Source organism: Brasilonema sp. UFV-L1 (assembly GCF_012912105.1).
In the GTDB taxonomy this organism is placed as follows: Bacteria; Cyanobacteriota; Cyanobacteriia; order Cyanobacteriales; family Nostocaceae; genus Brasilonema.
The window spans coordinates 1-23,296 of the sequence record NZ_QMEA01000056.1; the positions used below are offsets into that span (position 1 = coordinate 1).

Sequence of the window (23,296 nt, forward strand, 5' to 3'; positions counted from 1 at the left end):
GAGTTGGGGGAGTCGGGGGAGAACTTTTTTCTATCTCTCCATCTCCGTCTCTCCCCATCATCCCATCTCAGTTAAGCAAGACAAGCAAGGAAATCTTGTCTGAGTTGGGCTTCATCTAAGTTACGACCGATGAAAACCAGTTCATTTTTACGGGTTTCACCTTCTTTCCAGGGGCGATCTGGTTTACCGTCAAACAACATATGCACCCCTTGGAACACAAAACGGTTATCTTCCCCAGCGATATTCAAAATACCTTTCATACGGAAGATATCTGGTCCTTGGGTTTGCAGTAATTCTCCCATCCAATCGTTTAACTTGTCACCATCCAGTGCGTCTTCTACTACCAAAGCTACAGAGGAAACAGTTTCATCATGTTCATGAGCATCCTCTCCCAAGAATTCTGGGTCAATTTCTAAAGCGCGGTTGAGGTCAAAGGCTTGGACTCCCAACAACGAATCCATTGATACCTCAGAATTTTGAGTACGGTAGATTTTTGCCATAGCATTCATTCCCCGAATCCGCTTTTCTAGTTCGTCAAGCTGTTCTGGTGGAACTAAGTCGGTTTTATTGAGTAAAATCACATCAGCAAAGGCAATCTGTTCTTGTGCTTCATCTGCATCCCAGTGTTGCCATATATGCTTAGCATCTACCACTGTTACCACAGCATCTAACTCGAGCTGTTCCCGCATATCTTCATCCATAAAGAATGTCTGAATCACTGGTGCGGGGTCGGCTAAACCCGTGGTTTCTATGACTATATGGTCAAATTTATGACGACGTTTCATCAAATTACCGATGATGCGAATCAAGTCGCCACGCACCGTACAACAGATGCAGCCGTTGTTCATCTCAAAGATTTCTTCATCCGTATCAATAACCAATTGATTATCAATACCCACTTCTCCAAACTCGTTGACGATGACAGCAACTTTCTTGCCATGTTCGTGGGTAAGGATGTGATTTAAAAGTGTTGTTTTGCCTGCTCCTAAATAGCCAGTTAAGACAGTCACAGGAACTGAATCTGTTATTACGTCAGCAACCATACCCTAGCCTTTGTTCTTTTAGATAATCATTATCGCCTATCTTAATCGTTTTATATTTTAATGACGACTTGTAGCTAGAGATTCTAAAAAATTCACAATAATATAGCTGCGGTGAGATCTTTATTATTTTTTTCAAAGAAATAATAAATCTCTTAAGACATTCACACGAAAGAGTCACTTGATTTCCATCTTGCCTCTGAAGAATGAAGCTTCTTTAGGCACTAAGTATTACGCCTGAAGATATTGTTTCTTTACATTGTGTCACGGGGTCTTACACGTAAAAAATTTAGCCAGCCCAGCCTACGGCACGAAGCGCCCCTAAGAGGGGCGCTGCGCTAACGCTAACATACCACGACTCACCGTGGGGCAATACAGATCAACAAAACAAGGGAAGCTCCCAAGGGGAGCCGCTACGCTAAGGCTAAATTTTTAGGGGACAATGCGTCACAAAAAACAGTGTATTGTTTTTAGCGCTATTTGTTTAGAAAACTGTGGTTTATATTGATAAATAGTTGAGTCAACCTTATCATAGTATTTTTGTTCTATTTTGTTTTGTACCGCAAAATAGTCTAAACTTCAACTACTTTACTTTAGAAAGGTTTTTTATGACGAGATTAGATAAGGCAAAACAAATCGTATCTCCCTGGTGGCGCTGGCCTCTTGAAGCTTTATTCCCGGATAAAAAGTTTGATGGACAATTCCAAAATCCAGGTAACGAACAGGTTTTTGATTTTGACTCGGTGATGGCATCTGTTGACCCAATCACCATGATTGCATCTGAGGTTGCCTATTATCCAGAAAACGATCAGCGCGAACTTTTTGCAATATTTGTCTCTGGGCTGGGGCAAAGTGAGTCAGAGTCTTCAAAAAGGAGCCGTAGGTATGCTAATACTCTCTTAACTGGCGTTGCTAATATGAACAACTCTACTTATCTTAAACAACATCCAATTATCGCTTTTATTAACCGATACCTTGACTGGATTAATGCAGTTCTTGACTATGTTAGTTTATCTGGTAGTCCAATCATTGAAAATGCAGCAACTGTGATTACTTATGCCGTAAACAACTCAATACCTCTGAATTTATCAGGCGATAGTCTTGGAACAATTCTTTTGGCTAGAGCTATTAGGCTTGCTAAAATAAACTTTATTAGTGGACGCGCTAGAGTGTTTGACTTTAAACAACGACGAATTCAAGAACAAAAGTGGAAGCAGCGCACGAGTCAACTGATTAATGCCTTTATCTTTGGAAACGGCTATCGAAAATGGGTAGAAGGTCCAAATTACATTATGGTTTCCATTCAAGGCGATCCATTACCAGAAAAATTTGGAATCACACCCCAAAGAGCTATTAAGCAAAAACGAAACGATATAAAATTTTTGATATTTCCGCGTTTATTTCCTAAAGGCAGCTTTGAAAGCCATAACATGATGTTTACTATTGAATTTCTTCGCCAAACTTTTAAAAAAAATCAGATTGAAGTTGGTGATTTTGTTGGCTTGTATAACAAACTCAATTCTAGCACCCTAGAAATTGCGACTCCCGATGAAGTATCATGGCCAAGCGACATGAAAGATTACGTGTGGTATCAAGATAGCCTCAATTCTATTTCATCTTTATCGTGACACCGTGAGTTTAGCGGTAGCATGGTAGCCCCAAAGTGAAAGAGTCAAGCCAGATACGACGTCGTCGTCGGCTGACTCTTGAAAGTTATTTATATCGCGATACAGCGAGTGATAAGTCTTAACTCAACCGTCAGAACCATATCCACCACCACCCGGTGTCTCAATCACAAACACATCCCCAACATTCATTTCTACCACAGCTTTACTACTCAATTCCTCTACAGTTCCATCATTCCTTTCCACATAATTCCTCCCCACTGTACCGGCTTCACCACCATGTAAACCAAAGGGAGCAACAACTCGATGATTGGAGAGGATTCCTGCAGTCATTTGTTCCAAAAAACGTAGGCGACGAATGACACCGTTTCCTCCGCGATGATGTCCTTTCCCACCACTATTAGGACGAATTGCAAAACTTTCTAAAAGTACAGGGAAGCGCCATTCTAAGACTTCTGGATCAGTGAGACGCGAATTTGTCATGTGAGTATGAACGCCATCTGTCCCATCAAAATCTGCTCCTGCACCAGAACCACCACAGATGGTTTCATAATATTGATAGCGTTCATTTCCAAAGGTGAAATTATTCATAGTACCTTGAGAAGCTGCTAGCACACCCAATGCACCATATAAAGTATCTGTTATTGCTTGAGAAGTTTCCACGTTTCCCGCCACCACAGCAGCAGGATAATGAGGATTCAACATACACCCTTCAGGAATAATAATTTCTAAAGGTTTCAGACAACCTGCATTTAAGGGAATATCATCATCTACCAATGTACGAAAAACGTATAAAACCGCTGCTTTACACACTGCAGCAGGGGCATTGAAATTATTTAATTGTTGGGGCGAAGTTCCAGTAAAATCAATTTTTGCACTACGCTGTTCGTGATTGATAGTAATTGCTACCTGAATAACACTACCATCATCCAAAGAATAGCGAAAACCTCCATCTTTCAAAACATCAATAACACGACGCACCGATTCTTCTGCATTATCTTGCACAAACCCCATGTAAGCTTGTACAATTTCTAAGCTGTAATGTTCCACCATTTTATAGATTTCTTGCACACCCCGTTCGTTGGCAGCAATTTGCGCTTTTAAATCTGCAATATTTTTCGTTATATTCCTAACTGGATAAGTTGCTTGAGTCAACAATTCAACCAACTCTGTTTCTCGAAATTTCCCGGCATCAACGAGTTGGAAATTATCAAGTAAAATACCTTCTTCTTCCACACTCATACTAAATGGTGGCATGGAACCAGGAGTGATACCGCCAATATCTGCATGGTGTCCACGTGAGGCGACGTAGAAGAGAGGGAGATGAGAAGAGGAGGAAAAAACAGGACTAATAACAGTAATATCAGGGAGATGAGTCCCGCCGTTGTAGGGGTTGTTGGAAGCAAAGACATCTCCAGGTTTGATGCTATTACCATAAGCAGCTATCAAAGCTTGCACGCTTTCACTCATGGAACCCAAATGTACAGGAATGTGAGGCGCATTTGCGACTAATTGCCCGGAACCATCAAAAATTGCACAGGAAAAATCTAGCCTTTCTTTAATATTGACTGAAGAACTGGTATTTTGCAGAGTGATGCCCATTTGTTCGGCGATCGCCCCAAACAAATTGTTGAAAATTTCCAGCATCACTGGATCAGGTTTTTGTTCTTTGTTCTTTACTTTTTGTTCTTTGTCCTTTGCAACTGACACTTGATTTTTAGCAACAGACAAAACTAGATGATTGCGTGGAGTTACTTCCGCTTGCCAATGCGGTTCTATAACATTCGTACCCGTCGCTTCCACAATGATAGCTGGACCAGAGATGCAGTCACCCGGTTGCAACTCATCCCGCTGATACACAGGAGTTGAGTGCCATGCACCAGCAGTGTACATCTGTACAGTAGCAAGCGAAACTAGATTTTTATCGCTTTTACGTGAAAAAACTGATTCTTCTGGCACATCATTCTTTGCTACTACCTCAACCGAAACAGCCTCAACAATCAACTGCTTCTCAGGCGCAACAAACCCGTAACGCTGACGATGCAATTCCTCAAACTGAGACTTGATCGCGGTTATCTCACCAAAATCCACCACCAACGTCGAATCAGTCCCCTCATATTTCAAATGTACCTTTCTCATACCTTCTACTTTCTTGGCGTTTTGGCGGTTCGTTTCCTCTTTCCCTTCCTCTTCGAACTTTGTTAACACACTCTCCAACTCAGACACCAACTCTTCACTCAAAACACTTTCCACCGCCCTTTCACGAATGACTCGCACATCCGCTAAACCCATACCATAAGCCGACAACACCCCAGCGTAAGGATGGATAAATACCTGCTTCATTCCCAACGCGTCTGCAATCAGACAAGCGTGTTGTCCTCCCGCACCGCCAAAGCAACACAAAGTATACTCTGACACATCATAACCACGTTGCAGCGAGATTTTTTTAATCGCGTTTGCCATTTTCTCAACTGCGATCGCCAGAAATCCAGCTGCCACCTCCTCTGGTGTACGATAATCACCAACAGTATCCGCTAACTGAGTAAATTTCTGCCGTACCACTTCTGCATTCAACGGCAAATCTCCATTGAGTCCAAACACCTTAGGAAAGAACTCAGGTTGCAACTTACCTACCATCACATTGCAATCTGTCACTGTTAGTGGACCACCCTTAGAGTAGGAAGCTGGTCCCGGATTTGCCCCTGCTGACTCTGGTCCTACCCGATACCGCGAACCATCAAATTGCACAATCGAACCGCCACCCGCTGCCACAGTGTGAATTGCCATCATCGGCGTTCGCAAGCGGACTCCAGCCACTTCTGTTTCAAAAGTGCGTTCGTACTCACCATTATAATGAGCCACATCCGTAGATGTACCACCCATATCAAAGCTGATTATTTTCTCAAATCCTGCCATCAAGCAAGTTTGCACCGCCCCCACAATTCCACCAGCCGGACCTGATAAGATACTGTCTTTGCCTTGAAAATTTTCAGCATCTGTCAGTCCCCCGTTGGATTGCATGAACATTAGCTTTACTGGAGATGAGGGGGATGAGGAAGTGTTTTCTTTACTTTGTATTCTTGTCCCTTGATTTCTAGCTTCTCCATTCAACTGACTCGCCACCTGATTTACATATCGCCGTAAAATGGGCGACAAGTAAGCATCCACAACAGTGGTATCGCCTCGACTCACTATTTTCATTAACGGGCTGACTTCGTGGGATACTGAAATTTGGGTAAATCCTATTTCCTTTGCTATGGCTGCTACCTGCTTCTCATGTTTAGGGTAGCGGTAACCGTGCATAAAAACTATGGCACAGGAAAGAATCCCATCATCGTATGCTGCTTGCAATTGGGAACGAACAGCGTCGAGATCCACGGAAATGACTTCTTCCCCTTGGGCGCTGTAGCGTTCCTCTGCCTCAATAACCTTTTCATATAACATTTCTGGCAAAATAATCTGACGGGCAAAGATATCGGGACGGTTTTGGTAACCAATTCGTAACGTATCCCGAAATCCCCTGGTAATGACTAAAACTGTGCGATCGCCCTTCCGTTCCAAGAGTGCATTCGTCGCCACAGTAGTTCCCATTTTTACCACTGCAATTTTCTCTGCTGGAACTGGCGCTTCTGCTGGAATTCCCATAACTTCTCGAATCCCCTGCACTGCTGCATCGTTGTAGCGTTCGGGATTTTCTGATAATAGCTTGTGAATAACTAACTGCCCTGATGGGCGCTTCGCTACAATATCAGTGAATGTACCTCCCCTGTCAATCCAAAATTCCCAGCGAGTCTCAGAGTTAGAAACGGTAGTCATAGGACAACGAATAAAAATTGAGTCATTACAAAACCAGCATTTATCGTCATTTGACGGCGTTGCTGAATCAAGATATGAATTTTAAAATTCCCAATATTGTAATGAAAGTGCATGCACTTTCACTACAGGGTTTTGCAGGAAATTGACAAACGTGCTACAACCATAATTCATTACTAAATTCAGCAACGCCTCAGTACAATTACTCGTCCCCTTATGCAAGCCGCGCTAGTCACTGCGCCTCTGAACTGCCTTTTCTCATTTTCACATACAAGAGTGTTCCACAGTTTCACAAGGGTTGGGTCAAACGACACCGAGAGTAAGTGCTTGAGAATGCTGTCAACGTGTTGAAATCTAACATTAATTTTCCTAGGTTAAGTTGGCAAATTTTATATAGATTTTTATGGATTTTTTTACTTGTATCCTAAAGACTAGTTGGACTTTACAAAGATTTGTAAGTTGATAACCGAAACTACTCTGTTAATTCAACCCAAGTCAAAACCCACTAAAAATTTGAACAGTTAAGAAGTTGGCGGTTGCTGAAAACGAAATTGATGAAAAAGGGCTAATCAATAGAAAGCTTCTACATTGTGTCGGAAGACGATTAAGGCGTGCTTGCCTTGCTCCTCTTTAAGTGCCCAAAATATAGTGTCAGATACTTCTGGTGAAACAATAGTCTTGATTTCAATGTTAGTATTGTAGCCTGCTAAATCTGCTAAGCGTCTTCCATGCCCGCCCTCACCTTGTACTTGACTAATGGTGTAACCGCTTACACTGTGGCTTTTTAGTAGCTTAACAATACGGTCTTTGAGTACTGTCTCACCAATTATAGTGATGAGAACGGCTGGTTGGACAGAAAAGGCTGAGTTTGTCATACAGAAGAAAATAGGTTTTGGGTTCTAAAGCTTAAGTTTTTATCCGCAGTCCAAATGTTCTATCAAAAAGGCTCAAGCATTCTTGCCTGAGCCACTGCTAAATAAAATTAATTTGCTAGATTACATGGGTTAGCTCTTTGAGCTAAATTTGCAAAGCTTAGTAGCGGTTGCGGAAGCTGTTGTTTCCCCGATTACCACCAAATGAACTTCTTTCTTCCCTGGGTTTAGCTTTATTCACTTTCAAATCACGTCCCATCCACTCAGCACCATCAAGAGCATCAATGGCTGCTGTTTCTTCAGCGTCTGTACCCATTTCCACAAAACCAAAGCCCCGCAAACGACCTGTTTCACGATCAGTAGGTAGCTGAATCCGCTTTACAGAACCATATTCTGCAAACACAGCATTCAGACTCTCTTCTGTAACTTCGTAAGAAAGATTGCCTACATAAACTGACATGTATTGTCTCCGAAATCATAAGTGTGTAGAGATTTAAGTTTCGGAGAAAAGTTTGTAAATACCAAAAACAAAAAGCCTGTCAATACTAAAAACAAACACTATTAACCGAATTAACTCTCACCTCCCATCATGACATAGCAGACGACTTTTAGGGAGGAAGTTGAAAAAAGCGTTATATAAAGTTACATAAGCAATTGATAACTAGGTATAAGATGGCACCGCTTGGAGGCATACTCTCTACAGTTTTAAGTTAAGCAACTAGCTGCAAAAGTAGAGAAATACAGCAATAAAGGTAATATATGCTAGCTTCATGAAGCAGTACTCTTTATGTTTATTATTTTTTCTAGTATGATCACGAGTATCAATCAATTTTATTCTAATATGATTTCAAACTTGTCTACGTCGGAGTAATATCGATTTATTAACTATAAATGACTACTCCATCACTCTTAGTGAAACATTCACCAAAAGGTTAATATTTTTGAAATTATAAAATGTCTTCCCTGACTTCTTAGCTCTTCATTAAGATTGACATTCGTTTTTTCTCTATTGTAATTGTTAGAATATCGGTCATGTCATGCGAAAAAAAATATGATGACAAGCAAATTTGATCAGACATTGGCTGCCATATAATTAAATGCAACTAGAAAATTAAACTGGGATTATAACCAATTTAAAGACTGTTTTATTTGTACAGTAAATCAGGAAGCTATTGAAATAGGACTTGAGAAAAATAGACTCAAAGAATCTGAGTTGCAAACTTTAAAGCAAGCTTTGTTAGATTATGGTTTTCAGTACAAAAAAACCCTAAATGATTGTATCTTGGTTTTTGAGCAAGATGTTGAATTAAGATAAAGCAAAATCAAGGTAGCAGTCTTTTGTAAGTCATCTTTAGTGCTAATGGTGCTTATTTTGCTGGCAGTGGTGTAGGTCTGACTCACATCTTGCACCAATCAAAAATGATGTTATTTAAACACTCAGTATTAAAACTAAAGCCCTTATTTTACAGAGAAAAGCCCATAAAAGTAATGTAACTTTATTGCTCTGCTTGTGACTAAGCTCAGGTTTATACGGATAGGTGCAAGATCTGAGTCTGATTAAAGTTAGGAGATATGCTAGGTGCTTTAGTAACTCCAGTGCCAAGTTATCTAAATGCAGCAAGAGAACTTCTTTGTGGAGATAGCGACGCGAACCGCAGTTAAGGCAAATAATTTGAGCGTTGTTGCAAAAAATTATAATAGGTAGCTACAGTGTTATACTTAGTAACATCACCAGATATTCTTTGCCTCAATAACACATTTGAACGTGTATAAACTATGAAAACCACTTCAAACCTAATTCCAGAATTTGAAAAATTATTTAGAGAAAAACTACGACTAAATAATTGTACGCTTAAGAAGAAAAAACAAGAGAATAATTATGAAATTACTACTCCCGCCAGAGACATTTTTTTGATGTCTTGGTGCGAGTTTCCAAAAATTAGTTTGATATATCAGCCTGTAGGAATACGAACGAAGCAGACTATAGTTTATGAGCGGGCTATCCGTGACCATATTAATTTTTGTGTGAGTAGCGTCCAGGATAACCCTGACTCTAAGTAAGTCGGCGGAAAAATTTATCGGTATGTAACGAAAAGTTAAGAATAATAATTGGAGTAAAATTTAACACGTTCTGTAGTGTAGTTTCCTCGCTGCCCTCTGGCTTGAACCCCGTTAATTAAGTAAGTCGGTACGATCAAACCAATATATGTTGAGTTTTGTAAAAACTGTGAAATGACCCATTTCTAAGCTGTTTGCTGATTTTACATTTTGTTACATAGGTTGATTTTTTAACGCCGACTTACTTATCGGATAGTAAATCATGTGTTGAATCCAAGAAACTAAGCTGAATTATCAGGAAAAGCTAAAAATTGAAAGTCCTAAGAAAAGTCAATATGTGACATCCTCCTACACGCTCACGGAGTACCGTTACAGTGAGAGACTTACGGCGTTTTAGCTTAAACAAAACTTAAAAAAATTATGCAGCTATGGGAGGAGCTGGTTCGCAATCAAACAAGTGCAGCTATTCATCAAACTAGAATAATACTGATAAGATTACTGAGCCAGTAGTTCAAAAGCAGAGGATATATTCAGTATTGTCCCTGTATAGTATGGCTCATGAATCACTCTGCAACACCATCTTGGAATGAAGTCCGAGCAGCATTTCAAAAAATCTGGGGTTATGAAGATTTCCGTCCACCACAGGGAGAAATTATCCAGAGTTTATTAGCAAAAAAAGATACGCTTATTATCATGCCTACAGGTGGGGGGAAGTCAATTTGCTTTCAACTTCCGGCACTGTTACAAACTGGATTAACACTCGTTGTTTCGCCTTTGGTGGCGCTGATGGAAAATCAGGTGCAGGAACTTCGGGAACGCAATTTACCAGCTGCCCTTTTGCATAGTGAATTGCCCGCTGATAAGCGGCGTATGACTTTACAAGCTTTAGCACGACAACAGCTAAGATTACTTTACTTGTCGCCAGAAACTTTACTAAGTAAGCCAGTGTGGGAAAGGTTGTGTCAGCCGCAACTTGTGATTAATGGATTGATACTTGATGAAGCGCATTGTTTGGTACAGTGGGGAGACACTTTTAGACCAGCTTATCGAAGATTGGGGACGGTACGACCAGCGCTGCTCAAATCAAAACCATTGGGAACAAATATAGCGCTAGCCGCTTTTACCGCCACCGCTGACCCCCTAGCCCAAAATAAAATTCGAGAAGTTCTTCAGCTGCAGCAACCGGCAGTTTTTCGTATTTATCCTTACCGATCTAATATTAACCTTTTTATTCGTATAGTTTGGACTCCAAGAGGCAGAAAGCAACAATTATTAAAATTTCTTTCGGATAAACAAAAACAAACTGGGCTCGTTTACGTTCGGACAAGGCGAGATAGCGAGGAGTTGGCTGCATGGCTGCAAAAGATGGGTTACGTTACGGCAGGTTATCATGCAGGATTGGGCGCAGAGGAACGCCGCGATATAGAAGCACTATGGCTGAGTGGAAAAATGCTGTTTGTCATCTGCACGTGTGCTTTTGGTATGGGGATAAATAAGAGCGATGTCCGTTGGGTGGTTCATTTTCACCCACCGTTGTTAATTTCTGAGTACGTGCAAGAAATTGGACGCGCTGGACGAGATGGAAAACCAGCTCAAGCACTAATGTTGATCAGTGAACCGACAGGGTGGTTAGATCCAGAGGATAAGCAAAGACAAAAATTTTTTGAGGAGAATTTGCAGCAGCAACAGCTAGACGCACAGCAAGTTCTGAAAAAATTGCCGAGAACAGGGGAAGTGAATACTGTAGCGCGAGAGTTTCCTAATGGTGCGATCGCCCTTTCTCTACTACACAGCAGTGGACAACTCAAGTGGCTTGACCCCTTTCACTACAGTATCGTTCCAGGGGCAAAAACTCAAAGCGTCACACAATTGCACGCTGCAAAGCAGATGAATCAATATCTTACCACCAGAGATTGTCGCTGGCGTTTTTTATTGAGTGCTTTTGGTTTTGAGGAAGAAATCAAAAACTGGCGTTGTGGTCACTGTGATAATTGCTGCCGAAAATAACTTTGTATCTTAAATTCTTAAACTAATGAAGCGATTACACTGATGTAGAAATGCTTGTACTTTTTCTTTTTTTGAATAATGCTCACCTATACATCTACACAGGTTTCTCCAACGCTTGCAACGCGACTGCGATCCATGCCGAAGGTGGAAATTCATGTTCATCTAGAAGGAGCAATAGATGCACAAACTGTATATAGCATGGCTCAGCGTAATCAAGTGACATTGCCAGTTGCCTCATTTGAAGAGTGGAAATCTTTTTACCAATTTCGAGACTTTCCTCATTTCATTGAGGTATATCGCGCTGCTAGTCAGTGTATGCAAACACCAGAGGATTTTGCAGAAATGGCAGAGCAATTCTTGAAGAATCAGTCGCAGCAAAATATCCGTTATAGCGAAGCCTATTTTAGCCCTGCGCTGCACCACGGTAAGTTAAGCAATGATGAGCTACTTGATGCCTTAGCAGTTGGAGCCGCTACAGGAGAAGATAAATATGGCAGTCGGGTTAGGTTCATTGCTGATATTTCCCGAGAATTTTCTGAGTTGCAGAGCCAAGTTTTAGACTTTGCGCTGAAAGGTCAGGAAAAAGGAATTGTCATTGGTTTTGGCATTGGTGGTCCGGAAACTGGGTATCCCCCTGAAAATTATACCGAAACTTTTGCCAAAGCCCGCTCTCAGGGATTAAGAGTGGTGGCGCATGCAGGCGAAACAGAAGGACCACCTAGTATTTGGGGCGCTCTGAACAGTTTGCAGGCAGAACGAATTGGGCACGGTGTACGCTGTTTGGAAGATGCGGTACTGGTAGAAACACTGCGTCAGAAGCAGACACCACTTGAGGTTTCACCACAAAGCAATTACTGCTTGAGTATTGTTTCACCAGACCAACCTCATCCCATTCGCCAAATGCTAGATGCTGGACTGTACTGTACGCTCAACTCTGACGATCCCCCAATGTTTAGTACCGACCTCAACAACGAGTATCTGACACTGGCCGGTCAGGAATTTTCTTGGGAAGAATTATGGCAATTGAATCTCAATACCCTGGAAGCCACTTTCTTGGGAGAAGGAGAAAAAAATCTTTACCGCGCTGAGTGGCAAGCGTTTTTACAGAATCTTTGAAATTTGGCTAAAGTACAACATCACGAAAAAAGTTAGGAGAATTGATTACCGTTAGGCGTTTCTAACAGTCTGTATGAATGAAAATCAAACCAACGAACCTCAACACAGCATTGTTTCCATCAGCGTACGAGTGCTTTCTCCCGCTGATGCTGAATCATATCGTTTTGTGCGTTTGCTTGCGCTTCATGAACATCCCCCAGCTTTCGGCTCGTTGCCAGAGAATGAACCAAATCTTTCTGAGATAGCTGCAAGACTCGCAGAGAACGACGAGCGTTGCTTTTTCGGAGCGTTTCAAGACAATCAACTCATTGGCACCGTCCGGATTTCTCGCTATTGCGCACCCAATGAGAAGCACCGCGCTCATCTTGGGGGGTTATATGTTTTGCCCGCATTCCGTCGCAACGGTTGTGGTAGATCGCTTGTCAGGCAAGCTTTGAGTTGGGCAGCGAACGCGCGAAGCATTAGAAGAGTCAACCTAACTGTCGTGACCCAACAAAAAGCAGCGATCTGTCTTTACCAATCACTTGGCTTCCGTATCTATGGTACTGAGCAAGAGACATTCTCGAAAGCTGGACGTTTCTACGACGAACACCTGATGACATTGGAACTCGCTTCGGATAATGACCGCAACGCCTAACAACAGTATGAACCCGAAGCTTAAGTGATGTTATTGAGCGTATGGCAAGAGAAAAGCTACCCAAACATGGGTACTAATGGGTAGCTTTGTTCATAGATTAATTTACAGTTCCTAACCCGTAACTTTTTTAAAACTGCTGTAGAAAGCGAAGGTCGCTTGCGTACAAACGGCGGATATCATCAATTTGATGTAAAACCATCGCAAAGCGTTCCACACCAAAACCAGCAGCGAATCCTGTGTAAAGTTCTGGATCGTACCCCACTGCTTTGAGCACATTTGGATCGACCATACCGCAACCCATAACTTCCAGCCAGCGACCATTCCACTGCAAATCAACTTCAGCAGAAGGTTCTGTAAATGGGAAATAACTGGCGCGGAAGCGAATCGGTAAATCACCAAACATCGCTTGCAAAAATATCTTAATTGTGCCTTTGAGGTCAGTAAACGTCAGTCCTTCGTCAATTGCCAAAAGTTCTATTTGGTGGAAAACTGCTGAGTGAGTTGCATCTACGTTATCTCTCCGGTAAACTCGTCCTGGCGCAACCACCCGGATAGGTGGTTCCTCTGTTTCCATATAACGAATTTGTACTGACGAGGTATGAGTCCGCAGTAAATTTCCGTCTGGCAGGTAGAAGGTATCCTGCATATCACGGGCGGGGTGGTCGGGTGGGGTGTTGAGAGCCTCAAAGTTATAGTAATCTGTTTCCATCTCTGGTCCTTGAGCTACAGTGTAGCCCAAACCGACAAAGATATCCAAAGCTTTGTCGATAATGCCATTGAGGGGATGGACGCGACCTTGAGGACGGTAAATTCCTGGCATTGTCACATCCAAGGTTTCAGCATCTAGCTGTGCTTGAATTTTTGCCCCTTCCAGAACTGCGCGTTGCTGGTCTAAGCTGTTTTGTAGGGCTTCTTTGACTGTGTTGGCGATCGCCCCAAATTTTGGTCGTTCCTCCGCACTCAGTTGTCCCATACTGCGCAACAGCGCCCCCAGCTGACCCTTTTTCCCGAGGTAACTGACTCTCAGTTCCTCCAGACGTTCTAGCGTATCAGCACGGGCGATCGCTTTTTCTCCTTCCTCTCGCAGTTCTAAAAGTTGAGCCTCTAAACTGTTAGTCATTAGTTAATAGTCATTTGTCAATAGTCATTTGTCATGAGTCCAAGACATGGGACTGCTGGACAAATGACATTAGTATCGCATTAATGAGTTAAAGACAGCGGTAGAAACCAAATATCTTTCTACCAGTTTAGCGGCTTTGCCCAATTCAAAGGTCAAAGTTTTATTTTTAACACAGTTGCGCGTTAAAGTAGAAATTTAAAAACAGCGTTAGAAGATTATGACTCGATCAATTCCTAGCTTTTTTTCTTGACACTAGACTCTTAAGTGATGACTAATGAACGGCAGGTACATTTAACGCACTGGGGCAGCAAAGGCGCATTGCCTCATTCGGACTAACGTTTGTTTCTCCTGTTGACACTGGACTCTTTAGTGATGACTAATGACTGATTATGAAAATATTGATTAGCAACGATGATGGTATTTCCGCTTTAGGTATTCGTACTCTAGCAAATACTTTGGCTCAAGCAGGTCATGATATCTCTGTCGTTTGCCCGGATCGGGAACGTTCAGCGACTGGGCATGGATTGACAATGCATCAACCGATTCGCGCCGAAATCGTTGAGTCGATTTTTCATCCTGCTGTGAGTGCTTGGGCTTGTGATGGAACTCCCTCAGACTGTGTTAAGTTAGCGCTGTGGGCTTTGTTAGATTCTCCACCAGATTTAGTTCTATCTGGCATTAATCAAGGTGCTAATTTAGGAACCGAAATTCTCTACTCTGGTACTGTCTCTGCAGCAATGGAAGGTTTAATCGAAGGTATTCCCAGTATGGCACTCAGTCTGACTAGTCATATTAACAAGGATTTTCAACCTGCTGCTCATTTTGCCAAAATCTTGGTAGAACAATTGGAACAAAATCCTCTACCAGAACTAATGTTACTGAATGTCAATATCCCTGCTGTTAAATGGGAGGAAATTTCAGGAGTCTCTATCACCCGTCAGGGAGTGCGGCGTTACGTCGATGTCTTTGATAAACGAGTAGACCCTCGTGGTAAAACTTACTACTGGTTAACGGGAGAAATTTTAGAAGATGTGGAACCTCCAATAGATTTAAATCTTCCTCAAAATATACCGACAGATGTACATATGATCCGTAAAAACTACATCACCATGACTCCATTACAATATAATCTCACTTATGCAAATGGACTGAATCAATTATCTCAGTGGAATTTTAAGTTTCCGTAAAGTTTTTATCTTGATGAAGATAAGTATATCAAGCTGATAATAGATGCATGATAGGAAAACATAAGGTTAGAAAGTAGGAGCCTAATGAAGATAACCTATAAGCAAATGTGTGAAAACAAAAACAACTGCTTTGAAGTTTTGCATAAGTAAAGGCAAAAGCAACCTCAAACAAGGTATGCTGTTTTACCAAGAAATGAAACCACCACTAAAAGTTGTGAGACAGAATAAACTTATCAAGATAAGTCACTATTTTTTGTATTAAGTGCCCGCTCAGTCCAGCAAGCAACACCCATGTCTAGGATAGAGAATCAATTTAGTGTACATTTTTGGGGCGTTCGCGGCAGTATTCCCTGTCCGGGACCACATACCGTTCGTTATGGCGGTAATACCCCTTGTATAGAGATGCAAGTGGGCGGCAAACGCTTAATTTTTGATGGAGGCACAGGATTGCACGTTTTAGGGCAATCTTTGTTGCCTCATTTGCCGATAGAAGCCTACATTTTTTTCACCCACTCCCACTGGGATCATATGCAAGGGTTTCCTTTCTTTTATCCAGGATTTGTCAAGGGAAACACCTTTCATATTTACGGTGCGATCGCTCCTGACGGTTCAACTATAGAACAGCGTCTCAATGACCAGATGCTGCACCCAAATTTTCCAGTCCCCTTGCAGATTATGCAAGCAAATTTAGATTTCTACGACGTTATATCAGGGCAAGCTATTCAAATTGACGATATTAATATAGAAACAGCTCCACTCAATCATCCGGGAGAAGCTATAGGATACAGAGTGAATTGGCGTGGTGGCGCTGTTGCCTATATTACGGATACTGAACATTATTCTGACAGACTAGATGAAAATGTCTTATGGTTAGTGCGTAATGCTGACATCCTCATTTATGATTCCACCTACACTGATGAAGAGTATTATTCTCCAATCAAGCCTAAAATTGGTTGGGGTCATTCTACATGGCAAGAAGCAGTGAAGGTAGCCAGATCTGCTAATGTCAAAACTCTAGTCATTTTTCATCACGATCCATCCCATGATGATGATTTTTTGGATCGTGTTGGACAAGAAGTAGCACAAAAATTCCCCAATGCTATCATGGCACGTGAAGGAATGGTTCTTCAAGTTCCTGTACCAGTCACTTTATCAGAATCTTTTCCGATTAGGAAATTTTCTACTCATAGATTACAGTCGGAACAACTTTAGATTTTGGATTAGATTGGTGATTAGGAGCTTTCAGCAGTCAGCAGTTAGCACACAAAAAGTGCTCTTGCAATGAGGGTGCGAAGGAGTCTTCCACTCTTGGGGCAACTGCGCTCTTGAGGATCTCCCCTTTGCCCCGTCAGGCCCAGAGGAGATCCTGAAGCCCTCGTTGAGTGCAAGTGGCGTGTAATAAACGTCCTTGAGTGAAATGACTCATGAGTTGGTACTCAACAACTCTGTTAGCTGACAGCAAATAGCTTAACAAATCTCAAATCCCAGAATCGACGTGCTAAATTTGTCTCAAAATGGGTGTTCTGTGTGGGTTACTTCTTCGACCGAATCGGCTCGAACTCCAACTTTTGTTGCTCTTGGCAAATTTGACGGCGTACACCGTGGTCATCAAAAAGTTATTCAACCAATATTACCGCCCTTGGGGAGAGGGGGGGACAAACACAAGGGAGGACAACAAGAAATTAGCGACACTTCCTCCCTAATCTCGTTGTCTTCTAAGCCCCTGGTTCCAGTTTCTTCACACGCTTACTCTACGGTTGTCACCTTTAATCCTCATCCAAGCGAATTTTTTACCGGGCAACCCCGTACTTGGTTAACACCATTAGACGAAAAAATTGATCAGTTGCGATCGCTGGGAGTAGAACAACTGGTTTTGCTGCCTTTCGACAAAGAATTATCTGCCCTATCTGCTGAACAGTTTGTAGAAAAGATTTTGGTGGAACAACTGCAAGCTGCACGAATTAGCGTCGGGCAAGATTTTTGCTTTGGTTCTAACCGCAGTGGTACAGCTGTAGATTTAAAGTTGCTCGCCGCCCAGTACGGCATTCCTGTTTCCATCGTTCCTCTAGAAACGTATGCTTCTGATGGAAGTGCAAACAGTGGTGATACTAGTGTTGCTTCCGGCGAAAACACTCGCATTAGCACTTCACTCATCCGGCAACTTTTACAAAGCGGCGACGTTCAAAGCGCAAATCAGCTATTAGGACGTGCGTACACTCTAATTGGTCCTGTCATCAAAGGTCAACAATTGGGCAGAACTATTGGCTTTCCTACAGCCAACCTACAATTACCAAAAGACAAGTTTTTGCCCTGCCACGGTGTCTATGCTGTTCGTGTTTTAATTGTAGATGAAACACCAGACAATTCAGAGAATATTTACTTGGGTGTGATGAATATAGGTCATCGTCCAACAGTAAATGGTATGTATGAATCTGTGGAAATCCATCTGTTAGATTGGTCTGGGAATTTGTATGGTAAAAAGTTGATAGTGCAACTAGAAAAATTTTTGCGCCCAGAACAAAAATTTTCTTCTCTAGAAGCCCTAAAAACACAAATTCAACAAGACTGTGATGTTGCTAGAGCTTTTTTTCGTTCAGAATGTTAGTTTAGCTTGCTAGGGGAATAGTCAACTATCTACACCTATCTGAGTTCTGAGTACAGATAAGGTAACAGCATGACACTTTAGACTTTAAGAGACTCCTCGGACTGAGGTCACGGGGAAAAAGGAAAGAAAAATTCTTTCCTTTTTCCTTAGAAATTGAAGCCATTAAATATACTTCTGAGGTTGCGTACCTGTCCCTCAAGGGTTTTTAGCCAGCTTTCTTTATAAGGGTTGGGCGTGAAGCTGTAGACACAATTATCGTAAAATTATCATCCATCCGGCATTTACTAACCTATTGACGCTCATGCTCTGCGACTACCTTGTACAAATCCTGACTGCCCGCGTGTACGATGTTGCCCAGGAAACACCTCTGGAGTACGCTCCGAATTTATCTGCACGACTGAATAATAAACTCCTACTCAAGCGGGAAGATATGCAGTCAGTGTTTTCCTTCAAGCTGCGGGGTGCTTATAACAAGATTGCGCAACTACCGCCAGATTTGCTGGTACAAGGTGTCATTGCTGCGTCTGCTGGAAACCATGCCCAAGGCGTTGCCCTCAGTGCCCGTCGGATTGGAACGCGAGCTATTATTGTGATGCCGGTAACCACACCGCAAGTAAAGATAGATGCAGTCAAAGCCAGAGGGGGTGAGGTTGTGTTGCATGGGGATACCTATGATGATGCCTATGCCTTAGCCCGTCAACTAGAGGCAGAAAAAGGTATGACTTTTATTCATCCTTTTGATGATCCGTATGTGATTGCCGGACAAGGAACCATCGGGATGGAAATTCTGCGACAATATCAGCAACCCATCCACGCTATTTTTGTGGCGATTGGCGGTGGTGGATTGATTTCTGGAATTGCAGCATATGTGAAACGGTTACGTCCTGAAATTAAAATTATTGGGGTTGAGCCTGTGGATGCTGATGCGATGCATCAATCGCTGAAAGCAGGAAGACGAGTGCGCTTACCTCAAGTCGGTTTATTTGCTGATGGTGTCGCGGTGCGGGAAGTCGGAGAAGAAACCTTCCGGTTGTGTCAAGAATATGTGGATGACATTATTTTAGTTGATACAGATGACACTTGTGCTGCGATTAAAGATGTGTTTGAGGATACGCGCTCGATTATGGAACCTGCAGGTGCATTGGCGATCGCCGCTGCCAAAGCTTACGTGGAACGAGAACAAATCCAGGGACAAACGTTAATCGCTGTTGCTTGCGGTGCCAACATGAACTTTGATCGCCTCCGCTTTGTTGCTGAACGCGCAGAGTTGGGTGAACGCCGGGAAGCCATTTTTGCTGTTGCGATTCCCGAAGAACGGGGCAGTCTTCGCAAGTTTTGTGAATGTATCGGCAAACGCAATCTGACTGAGTTTAATTATCGCATTGCCGATGAAAAAGAGGCACATATTTTTGTGGGAGTGCAAATTCAAAACCGTGCTGATGCGGCAAAGATGGTTGAAACCTTTGAAACTCATGGGTTCAAAACCATTGACTTAACTGATGACGAACTGACAAAATTGCATTTGCGGCATATGGTTGGTGGACACTCTCATCTTGCGAAGAATGAGTTGCTTTACCGTTTTGAGTTTCCTGAACGTCCTGGTGCATTGATGAAATTTGTCAATTCCATGAGTCCTGACTGGAATATCAGCCTGTTTCACTACCGCAACAACGGATCTGACTACGGGCGAATTGTTGTGGGGATGCAGGTACCTCCCCATGAGATGGAACAATGGCAAGCATTTCTGGATACGCTGGGTTACCGCTATTGGGATGAAAGCCAGAATCCAGCATACAAGCTGTTTTTAGGATAATCCGTAAAGAACCATCTGTAAGTATATGATGATTTCAATAATTTAGTCGAGAAATAAAAATACCCTAAATTGCTGTCCTTCCCCAATCACTAGTCCCGCCTGTATGTTCAACCTGAATCGTCGTCAGTTTTTATTGCGGAGTACTCTCGCGATCGCCGCAACTGTTACCTACAGTCGAGTACAAGCTCAAAAACCACCTTCCCCCGGCGCATTGCCCAAAGGATTACGGCATCGAAAGGTGCTTATTGTCGGTGCAGGTATTTCCGGTTTAGTAGCAGCGTATGAATTAACAGCAGTTGGTCATGATGTCACCATTTTAGAAGCAAGAAAACGTATCGGCGGTAGAGTGTTAACCCTGCACAGAGCCTTTCAAGGAGAGGATTTAGTAGAACTTGGAGCGGCTAGAATCCCACCGAATCATAATTTAACCCTTGGTTACATCAAACATTTTGGTTTAAAACTTTCACAGTTTGCGCCGACGACTGGAAAATATATCACGATGAAGGACGGAAAACGTCTATTAGTCTCAGCGAAAGAACTATTTCAAAATCAACCACAAATTCGTGCCCAAGAGATTCAAAAAGTGAAGGATGGATTTGATCTACTTCCCCAAGCATTTGCCCAAGCATTGACAGAAAAAATTAAACTTGATGATTCTGTGACTCGGATTTTACAAACATCTAATGGTGTTGAAGTGTCGTGCTCGTCAGGGAAACGATATCTTGGTGATTGTGTATTGTGTACTGTTCCGTTAACTGTCTTAAATCAGATTACTTTTTCACCTGAGTTATCTCCGGCAAAAAAAGAGGCAGCGGCAGGAGGATATAACTATCGAGCAGCAACCCGTTGTTTTGTTAAATTCCCTAACCGATTCTGGGAAAAAGAGAACTTAAATGGGTGGGGATTTTTTGAAGATGAAGAGCTATGGCATACTACTTGGGATACGCCTGAAAAAACAGGTATTCTTCATGCTTATCTAAAAGGAGAAAAAGCTCTTAAGATGGATGTTTTTGAGGGCAAAGCTCAGCAGACAAAATTACTCCAGCATTGGGAGAAGATTCTGCCTGGGGTAACTAATTACTCCGTCCAATCGCACTTTTATTCATGGACAAAAGATGTCTGGTCAAAAGGGGGCTGGGCTTATCCAACAGATGAACAGGAGAAGAAACTATTTTCAGAATTAGGGAAGTCAGAAGGAAAAATTTATTTCTCTGGAGATCATACTTCCAAGACAAGAGGCTGGGTTCAAGGAGCATTAGAATCTGGACTCAACGCTGCTAAAGAAATTCACTTTGCTGGCTCTACCGTTCCTTTTATGAAAAGGTGACACCTCATACAGCCGTCACTGGTTACTATAACTGGTTTGAACTGAAAAAGTAGCATTGCACAATAACAGTATGAATTTAAGGTCAATTCCTATGCAATGTCCTGGATGTGGTTCGACTCGTATCCGTAAGGAAACGCCCAATAAAAACTTGTAGTTGCGCGCTCACGCGTATCTCCTTGACCAAACGCTACTAATTGCGCCGTCAGGCGTACTGCAGGCAAGAAGCGCACAACTACGAACTATAACGCTACAAACTTGTGCAATGTTGTACTTAGTTAATCTTAAACACGGATTCCACTGTTGATTTCAGCGAATCCCGTGCATCCTTAAGTGTCTGTGCTATGGGCTGCTTATTCTGCAAAAAGATTCGCGCACAATTGCGTCCTGGCATTCCTGAAATCGAACCGCCGGGATGAGTCCCCGCACCTGTCAAATACAAACCCTCAATAGGTGTTTTGTAGTTCGCAATCTCTGGTAAGGGACGGAAAAATACCATCTGATCCAAAGTCATATCAACATGGTAGTAATTTCCTTTATACGCACCCAATCTTTCTCCTAGTTCTGCTGGACTTTCTACACGACGGGCAATGATTGCGTTTTTTACATTTGGCGCGTAGTCTGCGAGTTTATCAATCACTTTGTCTGCGACTTTGTGCTTTAATTCATCCGTCCACCCCGTACCATTTAAACCTGTGCCTTCTGCACCTGCAATTTGATACGGAGCGAAAAACTCAATCCATGCGGTATGCTTACCAGGTGGTGCCATTGATGGATCTAACATTGTTGGCACAACCACATACATTGAGGGGTCAGAATCTGGAATTTCTCCTAATGTACATTTACTATGAGCTTGTTCTACATGAGCAACAGAATCTGCAATCAAAACAGATCCAATGAGGTATTCGTCTTTGTGTTCGTGATGTTCAAAGCGCAGTGGTTCGTTTAAAGCCAAGTCTATCTTGAGGATAGTTTCGTTATTGTTGACAATGCGACGTTCTAATCTTTCCCGTAAATTTGGATCCGCAGCATCTACATCGCTGGTATCCATTAATTGCAGAAACAAACGCTTGGCATCAATGTTTGAAATGACCCCATGTTTAGCACGGTATTCTATACCATTTGCCACCTGTACACCAACAGCATGACCGTTATCAACCAAAACTTTCTTAACCTGTTGGTCTGTTAAGATGACACCACCTTTACTTGTCACCAAATTCACCAAAGCTTGTACCAATGCACCAGTACCACCACGTGGTCTAGCCATCCCTGGATTATGGCGCATTGCCATCATTATTGCACCAATCGCAAGTGTTTTTTGGGAAGGAGGCGCACCGAGTTCTGAAGCAAGTCTAGACAGAGGTGCTTTCAGAAATTCTGAATCAAACCACTCGTTAAGAATATCCTCAGCACTGGTTAACATATTACGAACAAAGTCCAGTGTCTTGGAAGGTGAACCAATAACTGAAAATAAATCTTTCAGCTTTGCAATGTCGTAGTTACCAAGAATATCTAAAACTGACTTGGGAGGTGCATTAAACATAGGAATCATCGCACCAATTGCTCGTTGCCAGTAGTTTGTAAATTCTAGATATTTTTTGGCATCGCGTTCATTGTAACGGGCAATTCCTGCACTCGTTTTTTCTACTGATTTATGAGCTAAGAAATACTTTCCATCTGGATGAGGACAGAAAACAACTGGATCACACTCCAGATATTGTAAACCGTATTTTTCCAGTTCTAATTCTTGCACAACTGGTCCTAGATGAATAAACTCGTGGTCAATTGCACACAAGTTAAACCTAAATCCAGCAGCTTCCTGTGGTAAACATTCCTCTGTTGTTGCTGCACCACCAGGAACAGAACGTTTTTCTAATACCAGAACGCTATAGCCAGCGTTCAGTAAATAAGCAGCACAAACTAGTCCGTTGTGTCCTGCTCCGATAATGACAACATCATACTCTTGCATAAATGAAAAATCGTGCTTATATCTTCCATTACGAGATTACAAATTATTACATCTCATTCCATCATTCGGCAGTTATAGAAATGCTAGTTTAGAATAAAGAATAGGCTGAA

General features: G+C 42.2%; 15 protein-coding genes and 1 pseudogene. 10 read left to right on the forward strand and 6 right to left on the reverse strand.

The annotated features are described in order from the left end of the window. Positions 1 to 71: 71 nt before the first annotated feature. Positions 72 to 1,043, reverse strand: coding sequence for a GTP-binding protein (locus DP117_RS17195; RefSeq protein WP_169219508.1), 972 nt, complete (start codon positions 1,041 to 1,043; stop codon positions 72 to 74). A gap of 605 nt (positions 1,044 to 1,648) precedes the next feature. Here DP117_RS17195 and DP117_RS17200 point away from each other — a divergent pair. Next, entirely contained in the window at positions 1,649 to 2,668 is a 1,020-nt protein-coding gene (locus DP117_RS17200) for a hypothetical protein (RefSeq protein ID WP_169219509.1), read from the forward strand. 123 nt (positions 2,669 to 2,791) lie between these two features. Here the strand turns inward: DP117_RS17200 and DP117_RS17205 are convergent, their stop codons facing one another. The 3 genes from DP117_RS17205 to DP117_RS17215 all read right to left on the reverse strand — a co-directional run bounded on the left by DP117_RS17205 (position 2,792) and on the right by DP117_RS17215 (position 7,810). Beyond that, positions 2,792 to 6,481 carry a hydantoinase B/oxoprolinase family protein gene (locus DP117_RS17205; protein WP_169219510.1) on the reverse strand — a complete coding sequence of 1,230 codons (3,690 nt, stop codon included), beginning with the start codon at positions 6,479 to 6,481 and terminating at the stop codon, positions 2,792 to 2,794. 566 nt (positions 6,482 to 7,047) lie between these two features. Further along, the gene (locus DP117_RS17210; RefSeq protein WP_169219511.1) at positions 7,048 to 7,353 is read right to left on the reverse strand and encodes a hypothetical protein; all 306 of its coding nucleotides are present in this window, start codon (positions 7,351 to 7,353) and stop codon (positions 7,048 to 7,050) included. A gap of 157 nt (positions 7,354 to 7,510) precedes the next feature. Continuing rightward, a complete protein-coding gene (locus DP117_RS17215; protein WP_169219512.1) occupies positions 7,511 to 7,810 on the reverse strand; it encodes an RNA-binding protein in 300 nt (99 codons plus the stop codon). A gap of 1,316 nt (positions 7,811 to 9,126) precedes the next feature. Between DP117_RS17215 and DP117_RS36265 the strand changes: the two genes are divergently transcribed. The 4 genes from DP117_RS36265 to DP117_RS17240 all read left to right on the forward strand — a co-directional run bounded on the left by DP117_RS36265 (position 9,127) and on the right by DP117_RS17240 (position 13,168). After that, complete coding sequence (locus DP117_RS36265; RefSeq protein WP_169219513.1) at positions 9,127 to 9,411, forward strand: hypothetical protein; 285 nt, start codon at positions 9,127 to 9,129, stop codon at positions 9,409 to 9,411. A gap of 555 nt (positions 9,412 to 9,966) precedes the next feature. Next, the gene (locus tag DP117_RS17230) at positions 9,967 to 11,415 is read left to right on the forward strand and encodes an ATP-dependent DNA helicase RecQ (RefSeq protein ID WP_169219514.1); all 1,449 of its coding nucleotides are present in this window, start codon (positions 9,967 to 9,969) and stop codon (positions 11,413 to 11,415) included. Positions 11,416 to 11,493: 78 nt separating this feature from the next. Then, on the forward strand, positions 11,494 to 12,531 hold the full coding sequence (gene add, locus DP117_RS17235) for an adenosine deaminase (RefSeq protein WP_169219515.1): 1,038 nt from the start codon (positions 11,494 to 11,496) through the stop codon (positions 12,529 to 12,531). Positions 12,532 to 12,604: 73 nt separating this feature from the next. Next, positions 12,605 to 13,168, forward strand: a complete 564-nt coding sequence (locus tag DP117_RS17240; protein ID WP_169219516.1) for a GNAT family N-acetyltransferase — start codon at positions 12,605 to 12,607, stop codon at positions 13,166 to 13,168. Positions 13,169 to 13,295: 127 nt separating this feature from the next. Here the strand turns inward: DP117_RS17240 and pheS are convergent, their stop codons facing one another. After that, positions 13,296 to 14,288, reverse strand: coding sequence for a phenylalanine--tRNA ligase subunit alpha (pheS, locus tag DP117_RS17245; RefSeq protein WP_169219517.1), 993 nt, complete (start codon positions 14,286 to 14,288; stop codon positions 13,296 to 13,298). A gap of 389 nt (positions 14,289 to 14,677) precedes the next feature. On the opposite strand from pheS, the gene surE reads away from it, so the two are divergent. From surE to DP117_RS17270, 5 genes are all read left to right on the forward strand, one after another. Continuing rightward, a complete protein-coding gene (gene surE, locus DP117_RS17250) occupies positions 14,678 to 15,475 on the forward strand; it encodes a 5'/3'-nucleotidase SurE (protein WP_169219518.1) in 798 nt (265 codons plus the stop codon). Positions 15,476 to 15,766: 291 nt separating this feature from the next. Continuing rightward, the gene (locus DP117_RS17255) at positions 15,767 to 16,687 is read left to right on the forward strand and encodes an MBL fold metallo-hydrolase (protein WP_169219519.1); all 921 of its coding nucleotides are present in this window, start codon (positions 15,767 to 15,769) and stop codon (positions 16,685 to 16,687) included. 283 nt (positions 16,688 to 16,970) lie between these two features. Beyond that, complete coding sequence (locus tag DP117_RS17260; protein ID WP_339381286.1) at positions 16,971 to 18,080, forward strand: bifunctional riboflavin kinase/FAD synthetase; 1,110 nt, start codon at positions 16,971 to 16,973, stop codon at positions 18,078 to 18,080. A gap of 301 nt (positions 18,081 to 18,381) precedes the next feature. Then, entirely contained in the window at positions 18,382 to 19,893 is a 1,512-nt protein-coding gene (ilvA, locus tag DP117_RS17265; RefSeq protein ID WP_169219521.1) for a threonine ammonia-lyase, biosynthetic, read from the forward strand. A 103-nt stretch (positions 19,894 to 19,996) separates the two neighbouring features. After that, positions 19,997 to 21,220, forward strand: a complete 1,224-nt coding sequence (locus DP117_RS17270; RefSeq protein ID WP_169219522.1) for a flavin monoamine oxidase family protein — start codon at positions 19,997 to 19,999, stop codon at positions 21,218 to 21,220. Positions 21,221 to 21,491: 271 nt separating this feature from the next. Here DP117_RS17270 and crtO read toward each other — a convergent pair. Continuing rightward, positions 21,492 to 23,198, reverse strand: a pseudogene (gene crtO / locus DP117_RS17275) (beta-carotene ketolase CrtO); the annotation flags it as partial. Positions 23,199 to 23,296 lie beyond the last annotated feature (98 nt).